This is a genomic window from Staphylococcus sp. HMSC34G04 (assembly GCF_001838765.1).
Lineage (GTDB): Bacteria > Bacillota > Bacilli > Staphylococcales > Staphylococcaceae > Staphylococcus > Staphylococcus epidermidis.
Map to the genome: position 1 here is coordinate 395,698 of NZ_KV838739.1, position 15,000 is coordinate 410,697.

Consider the following 15,000-nt stretch of genomic DNA (forward strand, 5'->3'; position numbering starts at 1 on the left):
ATATAAGGTATTGTTTAAACTGATTTTTAGAATTTCTATGTTCTAAAGTTATTTAATATTGATTATTTAGTTGCATTATATAATTCATTAACTTTTTCCCAGTTAACAACATTCCAGAATGCATTGATATAGTCTGGGCGTTTATTTTGATATTTAAGATAATAAGCATGCTCCCAAACATCTAAACCTAAAATTGGTGTTTTTCCTTCAGTAATTGGATTATCTTGATTTGGTGTTGTAACAATTTCTAATTGTCCATTGTTTACAACTAACCAAGCCCATCCTGAACCAAAGCGTGCTGCAGCTTTATCTGCAAATTCTTTTTTAAATTCGTCTAAAGAACCCCATTGTTCTTTTATTTTATCTACAACTTCACCTTTTTCTTCAGAATTTGGTGATAATAGTTCCCAGAACAATGAATGGTTAAGGTGTCCACCGCCATTATTACGAACAGCTGTTTGAATATTAGATGGCACACTATCTAAATTAGCAACAATTTCTTCGATTGATTTAGCTTCTAAATCTGTCCCTTCAACTGCTGAATTTAATTTTGTAACATATGTGTTATGGTGTTTGTCATGATGAATTTCCATAGTTTGTTTGTCGATGTGTGGTTCTAATGCATCATATGCATAAGGTAAATTTGGTAATTCAAAAGCCATAAATAATCATCCTCCTAAATTGTCTATAACTATATCATAACAAGTAGATTTATAAGCAACAAAGAATATGCTTTCAAAAAAGTTTTAATTGCTGAATTGTTTTCCCGACCCACACTACAATTTATCAAAATTGTTAATGTGAATCTTCTTAATATTTTTCTAAATCTACTAATTGATATACTATAAATATATCTCAAATTTGTGAAGATTAAACATAAAAATACATAAATTTTAATAAATACGACTAATGGCCTATAATTAGTAAAAGAACCTCAGTTATTATCACAAGGTTCTTTTGCTACAAATCATGAGTATTCATTTTATATTAAATATTTAAAATTCCATGACCGAAAATCTTAAATTGAAATGATGAAATCTGCCAGTATTATGATCCGAATGTTTTTTAGTTTGCTTTACGTTGACATTCTTCACAAATACCATACACTTCTAGTTTATGAGTATGAATATTTACATTGGGTAATTGACTTTTAATCTTCTCAATTGGACAAAAATCAATCACTTTAGTTTCTCCGCAATTTTCGCAAATAAAATGATGATGGTGATGATTTGTGCATGCGATTCTGAATTTCATTTCTCCATCTAATTCGGTACTCTCTATAATGCCTAAATCTTTAAATAAATGAAGATTTCTGTATACAGTATCAAATGATATTCCAGGATAGTCCTTATCCATTTGTTGTTGAATATGTTTAGCATTTAAATATTTATCCTCTTTAACAAAGATATCTAGCATATCTTTACGTTTATCAGTGTATTTAAGTCCGTTTTCTTTTAAAACTTTAATTGCATCATTTGTATTCATTCTTAAACGACTCCCTTTTTGAACTTAATTTTTAACTTCTGAATAGTCATCGTTAGTATGAGCATTACTACTAATAGTACAACAATGACACCACCAGGTGATATATTCATATAAAAAGCTATAATTAATCCTAGAATTACAGACAGTTCTCCTAATATAATACTTAATGCTATTAATTGTTTAAATCCTTTAGTTATTCTCATTGAAATTGCTATAGGAAGAGTTATTAACGCGCTTACTAATAATATACCTACAACTCTCATTGATGCAGATATAACCATTGCAACAATTACTATAAACAAAAATTGAATCCACTTTGGTATACCTATGACCTTACTATATTCTTCGTCAAATGATAAAATAAATAATTCTTTATAAAATAAAACAATAAATATGAGAACAATTATTGTAATGATAATAATTGTAGTTAAATCACTAATATTTACTGCACTAATTGATCCAAATAGTAGGCCTACGATTTCTTGATTAAAACCATCTGCTAGAGAAATAAAAATAGCACTTAGGGCAATACCAGCGCTCATTATAATAGGAATTGCAATTTCTTGATAATTAGAAAATGAAGTTCTTAATTTTTCAATTAATAACGCTCCAATAACAGCAAAAAGAATACCAAACCACATAGGGTTTATTACTGAGAATACGGGAATAATGGTAAGCAAAAACATACCAAAGGAAATGCCACCTAATGTCACGTGGCTCAAAGCGTCAGCAATTAATGATAGTCTTCGAACTACAATAAATGCACCTATTAATGGTGCGATAAAGCCAATAAGCAGACCGCTAATCAAAGAATATCTAATAAAATCAAAATTTAATAACGCATCTATCAAAAGTTACACTTCCTCTTTGTTTCTAATATAAATTTATTCATTTCCCTCATTACAACATGTTCGGTTGTGTTGATGATCAACAAATTGAATAGGATGACCATAAATTTTTGAAATTTCCACTTCATCTAAAGACTTGAATGCTTCTGTAGAACCATGGAAATGAAGATGTTTATTTAAACATGCTACTTCTGTAGCGGTATCTGCTACAATGCCAATATCATGGGTGACTAAAATTATTGTAATCCCCTGCTTTTTTAATTTATCAAGTGTATCGTAAAATTCGCTTACATGTTTTGCATCAATTCCGTTTGTAGGTTCATCTAACACTAGCACACTTGGGTTAGAAATAAGTGCTCTAGCAATAAGTACACGTTGTTGTTGTCCACCAGATAGTTCAGCTATATTTTTATTTATTAAATGAGATATATTTAATCTCTCTAATACCTTTTTGACTTTTTGATAATCACTTTTATTGAATCTTTGAAATATTTTTTTGGTTTTAGTCAGACCACTTAAAACAACTTCCTTTACACTAGCTGGGAAACCTGCATTGAAGGCAGAAGCTTTCTGAGAGACATAGCTAATTTTCAATGAAGATTTATTATCTTTAAATGGTTTTCCTTCAACAATTATCTCCCCTTTTTGTATAGGCAATAGCCCTAATATGACTTTTAGTAAAGTAGATTTACCTGCCCCGTTTGGACCAACAATTGCTAAAAATTCGCCCTTATTAATTTTGATATTTATGTTCTCTAATACATGCTTATTATCGAAATAATAATCTAAATTTCGTAATTCAAAAACTGGCGTTGTCATGGTTTTCACCTCGCATATAACTATACAACTTATTAATTTTTATGTAAATAGTAATGTTTACGACTATTTTAAATTACATATAGTTTTGGTTGTTCTATAATTAGTCTAATGACTTGATAGTCGTAATTAAAAAGATATTATTTTTATTTAACATGATGAAATAATTAAGCCATTCACTGAATGAAAAGACGATGAATGGCTTGATTTTATAACTATTTTATTGATTTAAAATTTTGTTCTTGAGGTCTGGATCAAATTCTTGTGATTTTAACATGTCTATTTCTAATTTATACGGTGGTTTTTTATTTTTTTTATCTTCACCAACATATGGAGTTTCTAATATTTTTGGAATATTTTTAAAAGTATCATGATGCACTACGTAATTAAGTGCATCAAAGCCAATATGACCAAAGCCGATATTTTCGTGACGATCTTTCTGTGCACCTCTTAGGTTTTTACTGTCATTAACATGTACTACTTTAATTCGATCTACTCCAATTATATTGTCGAATTTTTCTAGTACACCATCAAAATCTTCTTTGACGTTATATCCGGCATCATGAGTGTGGCACGTATCAAAACATACTGATAAGCGATCATTATGTGTAACACCATCAATTATTTGAGCAATTTCTTCAAAAGATCTCCCTACTTCTGTTCCTTTACCCGCCATAGTTTCAAGTGCTATTCTTACATCATTATCATGTGTGAGCACTTCATTAAGTCCTTCAATAATTTTTTGGATTCCTTTATCTACACCTGCTCCGACATGCGCCCCAGGATGTAGTACAATATCTTTTGCTCCAAGTGCTTGAGTTCTTTCGATTTCTTTTTGTAGAAAGTCAACTCCTAAATTAAATACTTCAGGTTTGGTTGTATTTGCAATGTTAATGATATATGGTGCATGTACAACGATATTTGATAAACCATATGTTTTCATTGCCTGTTGGCCTTTTTCGATATTTAAATCTTCAATATTTTTACGTCTTGTATTTTGTGGTGCACCTGTATAAATCATAAATGTGGATTCACCATATTTATGTGCTTCTTCTGCCGACCCTTGCAGCATTTTTTTGCCACTCATTGAAACATGTGATCCTAGTAACATTCATTTCACCTATCCTTTATTAGTTTTTCGTTTTTGTCTTTTTTGCTTTTTACTATACTGCTTTCTTTCTTGACGTTTCATTTTTTCAACTTCTTGTTTAAATTTCTTTTTATACCCTGGTTTAACTTTACGTTTTGATTTACTTCTTACTTTGTGTTTAACTTCATTGGTTAAATGATCATCTTTACGTTGTCTTGATCTACGCATATTGTGTGCCTTAATCGGTTTTAATTCACCATTCTTGATATCTACATTTTTAAATTTATAACCTCTGTCTTCGATAAGAGTAATATTACTTTCTTCATCAGGACTATATAATGTAATGGCTACTCCTTTATAATTACCTCTTCCTGTTCGACCTACGCGATGTGTGAAGAAATCGATGTCATTGGGTACATCGAAATTAATAACATGACTTACGCCTTCAATGTCTATTCCTCTAGAAGCAAGATCGCTTGCAATGACAAATTGAAAATCTAAATTTCTTATTCTTTTCATTTGTTGTTTACGTTCTCTTGGTGTTAAACCACCATGAATCATACCTATTTTAATTCCTTCTTTATTTAAAGTGTCTGCCAATTCATCGGCATTTTCACGACTGTTACAGAAAATAATACATAGATAAGGATTCAATATATCTATCAGTTCCAATGTTTTATCTACCTTGGCAGAACCTTTTGTAGGAATTAGATAAAATTCGATATTTTCTTTATTATGAGCTTTACCATCTACTTCTACAAATTCTGGTTGACTTAAATATTTATTTAAAAATGGTTGTAATGATTTAGGTATTGTTGCACTAAATACCGCTAGATGAGCATTTTCATCATCTAATCTCGCTGCAATATGGTCAACATCTTCAATGAGACCCAGGTCAATCATTAAATCCGCTTCATCTATAATTAAATATGAGGCTAAATGTGCATGAAGATAACCTGAATGTGCTAAATCATTAATTCTTGTTGGTGTACCAATAATGAGTTGTGGTTGATGGCTACATCGTTGTTTATCTTTTTCTAAATCGGTGCCACCAATGAAAAGTTTTACCTTTATACCTTTTTTGAATTTTACCAAATGCATAGCAACTTGATAAAGTTGCTGAGCAAGTTCACGTGTTGGAGCTACTACGATGGCTTGTGGCTCTTGAATGTCACTTTCTATAAGTTGAATTAATGGTAAGAGAAAAGCGTGTGACTTTCCAGTTCCAGTTTGAGATTGTCCTATTAAATTTGTTCCTTTAAGAATTCTCGGTATGATTCTATTTTGGATTTCGGTCGGTTTTTCAAAATTGAGATTTTTAACAGCTTCAATTAAATTCTCATCTAAATTAAAGTGTTCAAATGGATGTTTTGACATAATTTGTTCTCCTTTAAATGTTTATCAATAACATTTATTTATATTTAAATGGATCTGTGTTGATTTCAGAGGCATATATCGGAAATTGATTTTCATATTTAAATAACCATTTTGCTAATAATTCTTTTAATCCTTCTTTCATAACATACTCACTATAATGATTGATGTCTAATAAATTTACATTTTGGATTTTAGCATCTAGAGCATCATGGTGTTTAATGTCACCAGTAACAAAAACGTCTGCTCCAAGTTGGCTAGCTTTATACTCAAATCCTATACCTGAACCGCCTATGATTGCTACTTTCTTAATTGGACTATCATGTTGACCTGTATATCGTACGCTTGGTATACTGAGTTGTTTTTTTGCATATTCAGAGAATTCATCTAAAGTCGTAGTTTTGTTTAATTGTCCAATAATCCCTAATCCATACTCACTTTCTTTGTTCATTTTAATAAAATCAAAAACTGGTGTTTCGTATGGGTGATTATCTAAAATAGCTCGCTTAGCTATTTCTAATTCATTGCTTTTTATCATAAACTCAAGTTTTATTTCATCAACATATTCGATACTATCTAACTTCCCTATATAAGGGTTTGCATCACCTACTGGTTTAAATTGTCCTTTACCTTCACTTTCAAAGAAACAATATTCGTAATTACCTTCTTTAGCTAATCCAAGTTCGTTTAAACTGTCTTTGAAATCTTCAACATAATTTTTAGGTATAAAAGTTTGAACTTTGTAATAATATGAGCTATTTGTATTAATCATGGATATGTTCTCTAAACCTAATTGATGCGCTAACATTCGATTGACACCTTCAGGATGTACATCAAGGTTAGTGTGTAATGCTATAAGATTGATATTATTTTGGATAAGTTTACGAATAATACTACCATATCCATCTTCAACAATGCGTTTTACTCCTTTGAAAATAAGTGGATGATGAGCAATGATGGTATTAGTATTAAGTTCAATTGCTTGGTTAACAACATCATCGGTGCAGTCGAGAGTTGTCAGAATACCTGTAATATCTAAATTATCATTACCAATTAATAATCCTACATTATCCCATGATTCAGCTTGATGAAATGGAACGTGATTATTTAAAATTTTCATCAGTTCACTAATTTTCATTAATTAACACCTCTTGTATTAAGTTGATTTCATCTTCTATTTCTTTTAGTCTCTCATGATGTGAAGTTGAATTCAATTGAGATTTTATATCACGCAGTGCTTGTAACTCTCTTTTCCATTTTTTTTGAAAAATGTTATTACAATCTCTAAGTAAAAATGGTCCGAATTTTTCTTGTAATATATTTAATTTAACTAAGTTATTATTAAACTCAGCTACCACGATTTCATATATGTGACCCTTTTCCTCAATGATTCTTTCATCAACGATTTCATATGAGAGTTTGTTAAGAGTTTGTCTTAATGCTTGAGTTTGTATATTACTTTGTAGTATGAGTCTTGGGTGGTTAACTAATTTATCTTTCCCATCGTTTAAAATTTTTGCAATTAATGGTCCTCCCATACCACAAACAGTTATATTATCAATTTGATCTTCTGCGTTTATAACGCTTAGACCATCGCCTAGACGTACATCAACCAGTTGATTTAATTCATAATTTGCAATATTTCTTTTAGCGGCCTTATAAGGTCCTTGAATAACTTCTCCTGCTATTGCTTTTGTGCATAAGTCGTTTTGAATTGCATATATAGGTAGATATGCGTGGTCTGAGCCAATATCAGCCAATGTTCCTCTTTTAATAAATGAGCATACAATTGATAATCTTTGGTTAAGGTTAATCATTTTTAAACTCCTTATATGTATTAAAAAAGAGTAGGATAGAATTCAGTAATAAGAAATTTGAATTCACTATCCCACCCTACTTTAGTGTGATGATTTAGTTAAACGACATTACTATTAATTAATAATTCAAACGCCAATGTCTTATTCCTTTAATTTAATCCATGAAATCTTTAAGACGTTTACTTCGGCTAGGATGTCTTAGTTTTCTTAAAGCTTTTGCTTCAATCTGACGAATTCTTTCACGTGTTACACCGAATACTTTTCCAACTTCTTCTAGTGTTCTTGTTCGTCCATCATCTAAACCGAAACGTAAACGTAAAACATTTTCTTCTCTGTCAGTAAGTGTATCTAAAACATCTTCTAATTGTTCTTTTAACAATTCGTATGCTGCATGATCAGATGGACTTTGAGCTTCTTGGTCTTCTATGAAGTCTCCTAAATGACTATCATCTTCTTCACCGATTGGCGTCTCTAAGGAAACGGGTTCTTGTGCAATTTTTAAAATCTCTCTGACTTTTTCTGGTGGTAAATCCATTTCTTCTCCAATTTCTTCAGGAGCTGGATCTCTGCCTAAATCTTGCAATAATTGACGTTGAACACGAATCAATTTATTAATCGTTTCTACCATGTGAACTGGTATTCGAATTGTACGCGCTTGGTCAGCAATTGCTCGTGTAATAGCTTGTCTAATCCACCAAGTGGCATATGTTGAAAATTTAAATCCTTTGCTAAAATCAAATTTTTCAACAGCTTTAATTAAGCCCATATTACCTTCTTGAATCAAATCTAAGAATAACATGCCACGACCAACATATCTTTTAGCAATACTAACAACTAAACGTAAGTTTGCTTCAGCTAATCGTGATTTAGCAATTTCATCACCTTGTTCAATTTTTTTTGCAAGCTCAATTTCTTCTTGAGCACTTAAAAGATTAACTCTACCAATTTCCTTTAAATACATACGCACTGGGTCATTGATTTTGACACCAGGAGGGGCACTCAAATCATTAGGATTGATTTTATCATCCGTGTCAGAACTATCTTTTTCATTGACAAGTGTAATGTCATTGTCATTCAATTGGTCGAAGAAATCATCCATTTGATCTGAGTCCATTTCAAAATTTTGTAGTTTTTCAGCGATTTCTTCGTGACTTAAATGACCTTCTTTTTTTCCTTTATCAATTAATTGTTTTTTAACATCTTCTAGTGTTAAAGTCGGATCAATTGTTTGCTTTTTAATTTTAACTTGGTTGTCAGACATGAAAAGGCCTCCCGATTTTAGTAAATACTGATAATCTATTAATAATTATATATTATATCAATTTAATATGATTTGTATATTCTAAATAATCACTGGATTACACTGAGTAAGTGAAAATCAAGTGATATGTGCTTAAATAAGTGGTGTTCAATTGAATAAATATACACTTTAGAAGTTCTGATATAACAAATTTACCCGTTAAATAATTAAAGTAACCATATTTGATTAACTACTCTTGAATTTTAAATTAAATTCTTATAAATATTGCTTTTACATTCGATTTTTATTTTTGTTAACGATAAGTTGCAAATAATATTTTTGTAATTCTGAATCTCCAATACGTGATGCTTCCCTTAATTTATAATTCAAACTTTCTAAAGAATCTTCGTTATTATTATTTTTAATAATTTGAATATAGTCCTCTATTTCGTTTTCATAAGGTTCATCATTTAGATGATATTGATCTAATTCAATAAGAACTTCTCTCAATTCATTAGATTCAATATATTGCATCATATCGCTAATTGTATAATAATCATTTTTTGAATAATAGTCGTACAAATAACTAAATATACGCTTTAAATAGCTATTTGTAAAGTCTTCTGGTACAACTTTTTGATAATAATTCAAAAAGGTATCTTTATCTTTCATTAAATGCTTAATTAAAGCTCTTTCTGCTTTCTCATTTTTAGTCAGACGACCGAGTATTAATTGTTGTTTACTTGGCTCATCTTGAAAAGTGGGATAAGTGTTCGACGGCATCTGATGTTGATAAGTTGCATCTAACTCATATTGAATGGTTTCTGGACTAACTTTAAATATATCAGCTATGTTTTGAATAAGTTTATTACGAATAATACCTGAATTGACTAAAGAAAGGTCTCGCACAGTTTCTTTAAAATGTTTTTCGTATGCAAGATCATTATGATTAATCTCATTTTGATACATTTTAACTTTAAATAGCACAAATGATTGTTTGTCTTGTTGAACAAATTTTATGAATTGTTCGTTATCATATTTTCTAATATAATCATCAGGATCCATACCTGAAGGTAGTTGAACCACAAACACATTTAATCCTTGATTCAACAGTGCTTGTCCAGTTTTTATAGTAGCTTCTTTACCAGCATAATCACCATCAAACATTAATGTTACGTTTTGAGTTAGTTTTTGTAAAAAAGTAATATGTTCTTGTGATAACTGGGTACCCATACTAGCGACAACTTGTTTTAATCCAGCGTAATCTGATTTAATTACATCCATGAAACCTTCTAATAAAATAATCTCATCTTGTTTTCGAATAAATTTACGTGCTTTATTTAAATTATATAAAATTTTACGCTTCTGGAAAATAGGTGTTTCCGGACTATTTAAATATTTTGGTTCTTGATTCGTATATGTCCGTCCTGAATACCCAACAATTCGTCCTTGTCCATTCTTTAAAGGAAACATAATTCTATTTCTAAATCTATCAAAATATGTGAAATTCTCTTCATTACGAGATAACAAACCTGCTTCAAATGCTAGTCCTATATCATATCCTTTTTTTTCAAGAAAATCATGACAAAAATGTGAGTTATCAGGTGCATACCCAATTTCTCTTTCCTTAATAAGGTCATCTGTAAAGCCACGTTCATGTAAATAATTGAGGGCTTCCTCACCTTCAACTGTTTTCATTAAAGCATAATGATAATAATCTTTAATGAGTTCATGCATCTCAATCATTTTCAACTCATCAGACGCAATTTTTGTCGAGGAATTTGTTTGGTTCTGCCCTATATCAACTTGGATATTAACTCGTTCACCCAAATCTTTTACAGCTTCAACAAATGATACGTCTTTAATTTCTTGCGTAAATTGAAAAACATTACCACCTTTTTTACATCCAAAACAATGACAAATTTGTTTATCTTCTGAAACTGTAAATGAGGGTGTCTTTTCATCATGAAAAGGACACAAACCGATATAATTGCGCCCTCTTTTTTCAAGTTTTACATATTCACTAACTAAATCTAATATATCAGTTTTATTTTTTATTTCATCAATGACGGATTGATCTATACGCAAAAGACATCACCTATCAATATTCATAATTGCTAATTCTTTATTTTTATGTGGTTACTAAAAGAATGAAGGAATATATTTCAAACTATAAATGCCACCTATAAAATACATTCATTTCTAAGATAGCAATCTTATTAAAGTTCTATTATTATACCTTCAATTTATTGGAAAAGAAATCATTTCGATTTATTTTTTTCAATAAAATGAATAATATCATTTGCTGTTTCTTCAATGGCTTTATCTGAAACATCGATAACAGGGCAACCAATCTTATCGACTAACTTTTCAAAGTAATCTAATTCTTCCTGAATTCTTGCTTCAGTTGCATATCTAGCTTTGTCACCTAATCCTAATTGTTTTAATCTCTCTTTACGTATACGATTTAATTTTTCTTCACTAATTTTTAACGCAATACATTTTGATGGATCAACATTAAATAAACCGTCTGGGGGAGTCACTTCAGGTACTATTGGAATATTCATTACTTTATAGCTTTTATGTGCTAAATATTGAGATAAAGGTGTTTTTGATGTTCTTGAAATGCCAAGTAACACAATATCTGCTTTCGGCAATCCTTTAGGATCTTTTCCGTCATCGTATTTAACAGCAAATTCGATTGCATCGATCTTTTTAAAATAAGCATCGTCCAATCGATGAACCATCCCAGGTTCATAATAAGGAGTTTCTTCTATAGAATTCGATAACAATTCCATTAATGGACCCATGATGTCAACAGATTTCAATGCATGTTCATTGACTTTTGATATCATATACTTTTTAATTTCGGGTTTTATTAATGTATAAACAATGATTGCATTCGTATCTTTAGCAACTTGAATGACTTCATCAACATTTTCGAATGATTCGATATATGGATATCGAAGGAATTCATGCTTACACTGTTTAGGATTGAATTGTGAAACGCCTGCTCTTGCAACGAGTTCCGCAGTTTCACCAATTGAATCAGAGGCAACAATTATCTTTATATTATCCATGTACTTACCACCTATTCTTTAAATAATGAAACGAATAATTTAGTGATTGTTGTTTTAGAGATGCGACCTATTACTTCAAATTTGTCGTTTTCTTTAGGTCTAACAATTGGTAATGAATCTATCTCCTTATCAATCATTTGGTTTGCAGCATAAATAACGAGTTCCTGTTCTTTTAAATATGAAACATTAGGCATTCTAGTCATATTTACACTGATAGGCATTGTATGTATGTCCTCACCAATCATTGAGGCACGAAGTAAGTCTTTCCTAGAACATACTCCTACAAAATCGTTATTCTCATTTGTAATAAATAATGTACTGACATCCTCTAAAAAGATGGTACATATAGCATCATAAACAGTCATGTTTTCTTTTATGACAACAGGATGCGACATATAATCTTTTACAACATATTTTCGTAATTTTTCGTTTATGATTTTATTTTTAGATTTACCAGAATAGAAATAACCTACTCGAGGACGTGCCTCTATAAAACCAGACATAGTGAGTATAGCCAAGTCAGGACGTAATGTAGCACGAGTCAAATTGATTTTTTCAGCTATATGCTCGCCCGTGATAGGTCCTTCCGATTTAACAATCTCTATTATTTGTTCTTGTCTTTGACTTAATTCTATAGGTCTTCACCCCTTTTTAATACTTACTCATTATAACTTTTATTTTCAATTGCTACAAATACATATAAACACTTGCTATTAAAAATTATTTCAATTAGAATTATTAATAAGCGAGTTAAGGATGGTGTGAGCTTAACAAACATATTTTGGCATATGATTAAATTTTTATAAAAGCGAGTGTTTACACTAATTTGGGTGGAACCGCGGGTTGAAATGTAAATAAACACATGTTATTTCAACAATGTGTTTTAAATAATTTAAACTCGTCCCAAGATAATATTGCATAATCTATGTGTATTGTCTTGGGGCGTTTTTATGTATAAGGAGAGGCTTTTATGGTTAAAAATATGGATACAATTGTACAACTTGCGAAGCATAGAGGATTTGTATTCCCTGGTAGTGATATTTATGGTGGATTATCAAATACATGGGATTATGGTCCGTTAGGTGTTGAATTAAAAAATAATATTAAAAAAGCTTGGTGGCAAAAATTTATTACGCAATCACCATACAATGTAGGTATTGATGCTGCGATTCTTATGAATCCAAAAACATGGGAAGCATCAGGACATTTAGGAAATTTTAATGATCCTATGATTGATAATAAGGACAGTAAAATTCGTTATCGTGCAGATAAATTAATCGAAGATTATATGCAAAATGAAAAAGGTGACGAAAACTTTATAGCAGATGGCTTAAGTTTTGATGAAATGAAAAAAATTATTGATGATGAAGGAATTGTTTGTCCGGTCAGTAAGACTGCAAACTGGACTGATATCCGTCAATTTAATCTTATGTTCAAGACTTTCCAAGGTGTTACTGAAGATTCTACTAATGAATTATTTTTACGACCTGAAACAGCTCAAGGTATTTTTGTGAACTATAAAAATGTTCAACGTTCTATGCGTAAAAAATTACCTTTTGGTATTGGTCAAATTGGTAAATCATTCCGTAATGAAATCACACCAGGAAACTTTATTTTCAGAACAAGAGAATTCGAACAAATGGAACTTGAATTCTTCTGTAAACCTGGTGAAGAAATTGAATGGCAAAATTATTGGAAAACTTTTGCAAGTGAATGGTTAACAGATTTAAACATCTCAGAAGACAATATGCGCCTTAGAGATCATGATGAAGATGAATTATCACACTATTCTAATGCTACTACTGATATTGAATACAAATTCCCATTTGGTTGGGGAGAATTATGGGGTATTGCGAGTCGTACAGACTATGATTTAAGACAACATAGTGAACATTCAGGTGAAGATTTTAAATATCACGATCCTGAAACTAACGAAAAATACATTCCTTATTGTATTGAACCATCTCTTGGTGCAGATCGTGTGACTTTAGCATTTTTATGTGATGCGTATGCTGAAGAAGGTGTTGAGGGTAGTAAAGATGCACGTACAGTTATGCATTTCCACCCAGCTTTAGCACCATATAAAGCGGCGGTACTACCATTGAGTAAAAAATTATCAAGTGAAGCTATTAAAATTTTTGAACAACTAAGCTCTAGCTTTGCAATAGACTTTGATGAATCACAATCTATTGGTAAACGTTATCGTCGTCAAGATGAAATAGGTACACCATATTGTATCACTTTTGATTTTGACTCATTAGAGGACAACCAAGTAACAGTGCGTGACAGAGATAGTATGGAACAAGTACGTATGCCAATATCAGAACTAGAAACATTTTTAGCTGACAAAGTTAAATTTTAGTTTACTATTTATTTATAAGTAAAAATTTTGATTATGAATAAAGCTCCTATCTTAAGTTTTAACAACAGCAGATAGGAGCTTTTTATGATAAATTTATTCTGAAATCTTTTCACAATGAATCTTTTTCTAATCTATTTAATTGGTTTATTAATTTTTGACTTTTAAAAAACATACCAGCATACTCACGATAAAGCATGATAAGTAATTCAGACATTTCATTTAATATGTCTTGCTGAATATTTAGATGATTCATCTTACTTATGGGTAATTGCTGTAGGATATTAAGAAGATATAAAGTGCGATTAGAGAGCTGAAAAGCATGTTGATCCTGATATAATGCAGATTCTGAAATAGCACCGTCATATTTAAAACTATACGCTATAAGTTTTGATTGATCTTGAATGCCGGTAATTGCACAGTGATCAAATGAAGCTGTGAATCCAAATTTAGACATACTTTTTAATAAGACGATTACAGACATTAATTGTGCTGGAGTTCCTTCGTTAATTTTGGAAAGAACAAATTGAAGCAAGTCATAATTATATTTTGAAACCTCATTCTCTTCCATTGATCGGTCAATTGTTTCAGCACATAAAGATGCATAGCTACTTTCAAATAAGTCGAGTTGGAGTTCATAATGTTGATTAATCACATCAACAGAATTTAGTGTTCCCATGCCTCGCCATTTATTATAAATAAATAAGCCATATACGAAAAGCTGTGTATTTGCTTGAAATCCAGACTTAACTTTTTTTGCTCGTCTGGCCATTAGTGGTATTTTAGCTCCGTATTCATTTAATATTGTAATGATTTTATCTGACTCACCATAATCAACAGATTTGATAATGATGCCCTTTTGTTTCATTAGCATCAGTTGATCACCAACTT

General features: G+C 30.7%; 13 protein-coding genes and 1 pseudogene. 1 reads left to right on the forward strand and 13 read right to left on the reverse strand.

The genetic code is table 11. The features are described from left to right. Positions 1–62 precede the first annotated feature (62 nt). The 12 genes and pseudogenes from HMPREF3241_RS08555 to HMPREF3241_RS08610 form a co-directional block, all read right to left on the reverse strand. On the reverse strand, positions 63–662 hold the full coding sequence (locus tag HMPREF3241_RS08555) for a superoxide dismutase (protein WP_001831217.1): 600 nt from the start codon (positions 660–662) through the stop codon (positions 63–65). 403 nt (positions 663–1,065) lie between these two features. Further along, positions 1,066–1,485 carry a Fur family transcriptional regulator gene (locus HMPREF3241_RS08560; protein WP_001831164.1) on the reverse strand — a complete coding sequence of 140 codons (420 nt, stop codon included), beginning with the start codon at positions 1,483–1,485 and terminating at the stop codon, positions 1,066–1,068. Between the two features lie 2 nt (positions 1,486–1,487). After that, a complete protein-coding gene (locus HMPREF3241_RS08565; protein WP_002457730.1) occupies positions 1,488–2,336 on the reverse strand; it encodes a metal ABC transporter permease in 849 nt (282 codons plus the stop codon). Positions 2,337–2,369: 33 nt separating this feature from the next. Beyond that, positions 2,370–3,168, reverse strand: a pseudogene (locus HMPREF3241_RS08570) (metal ABC transporter ATP-binding protein). Positions 3,169–3,369: 201 nt separating this feature from the next. After that, entirely contained in the window at positions 3,370–4,260 is an 891-nt protein-coding gene (locus HMPREF3241_RS08575) for a deoxyribonuclease IV (protein WP_002446543.1), read from the reverse strand. 9 nt (positions 4,261–4,269) lie between these two features. Further along, positions 4,270–5,616, reverse strand: coding sequence for a DEAD/DEAH box helicase (locus tag HMPREF3241_RS08580; protein WP_060545271.1), 1,347 nt, complete (start codon positions 5,614–5,616; stop codon positions 4,270–4,272). Positions 5,617–5,650: 34 nt separating this feature from the next. Continuing rightward, positions 5,651–6,751 carry a Nif3-like dinuclear metal center hexameric protein gene (locus HMPREF3241_RS08585; RefSeq protein ID WP_070853598.1) on the reverse strand — a complete coding sequence of 367 codons (1,101 nt, stop codon included), beginning with the start codon at positions 6,749–6,751 and terminating at the stop codon, positions 5,651–5,653. After that, positions 6,741–7,430, reverse strand: a complete 690-nt coding sequence (locus tag HMPREF3241_RS08590) for a tRNA (adenine(22)-N(1))-methyltransferase (RefSeq protein ID WP_002476250.1) — start codon at positions 7,428–7,430, stop codon at positions 6,741–6,743. The genes HMPREF3241_RS08585 and HMPREF3241_RS08590 overlap by 11 nt, the downstream gene beginning before the upstream one ends. Positions 7,431–7,584: 154 nt before the next feature. Further along, positions 7,585–8,691 (reverse strand): RNA polymerase sigma factor RpoD, encoded by a 1,107-nt coding sequence (rpoD, locus tag HMPREF3241_RS08595; RefSeq protein ID WP_002446547.1) that lies wholly within the window; start codon positions 8,689–8,691, stop codon positions 7,585–7,587. A 270-nt stretch (positions 8,692–8,961) separates the two neighbouring features. Next, complete coding sequence (gene dnaG / locus HMPREF3241_RS08600; RefSeq protein ID WP_070853599.1) at positions 8,962–10,758, reverse strand: DNA primase; 1,797 nt, start codon at positions 10,756–10,758, stop codon at positions 8,962–8,964. 173 nt (positions 10,759–10,931) lie between these two features. Then, positions 10,932–11,750, reverse strand: a complete 819-nt coding sequence (locus HMPREF3241_RS08605) for a pyruvate, water dikinase regulatory protein (protein WP_002457736.1) — start codon at positions 11,748–11,750, stop codon at positions 10,932–10,934. Between the two features lie 11 nt (positions 11,751–11,761). Beyond that, positions 11,762–12,385 (reverse strand): transcriptional regulator CcpN, encoded by a 624-nt coding sequence (locus HMPREF3241_RS08610; protein WP_079994851.1) that lies wholly within the window; start codon positions 12,383–12,385, stop codon positions 11,762–11,764. A gap of 335 nt (positions 12,386–12,720) precedes the next feature. Between HMPREF3241_RS08610 and HMPREF3241_RS08615 the strand changes: the two genes are divergently transcribed. Next, complete coding sequence (locus HMPREF3241_RS08615) at positions 12,721–14,112, forward strand: glycine--tRNA ligase (protein ID WP_002457738.1); 1,392 nt, start codon at positions 12,721–12,723, stop codon at positions 14,110–14,112. 109 nt (positions 14,113–14,221) lie between these two features. Here HMPREF3241_RS08615 and recO read toward each other — a convergent pair whose 3' ends face one another. Beyond that, on the reverse strand, positions 14,222–14,983 hold the full coding sequence (gene recO, locus HMPREF3241_RS08620; RefSeq protein ID WP_002486998.1) for a DNA repair protein RecO: 762 nt from the start codon (positions 14,981–14,983) through the stop codon (positions 14,222–14,224). Positions 14,984–15,000: the final 17 nt, after the last annotated feature.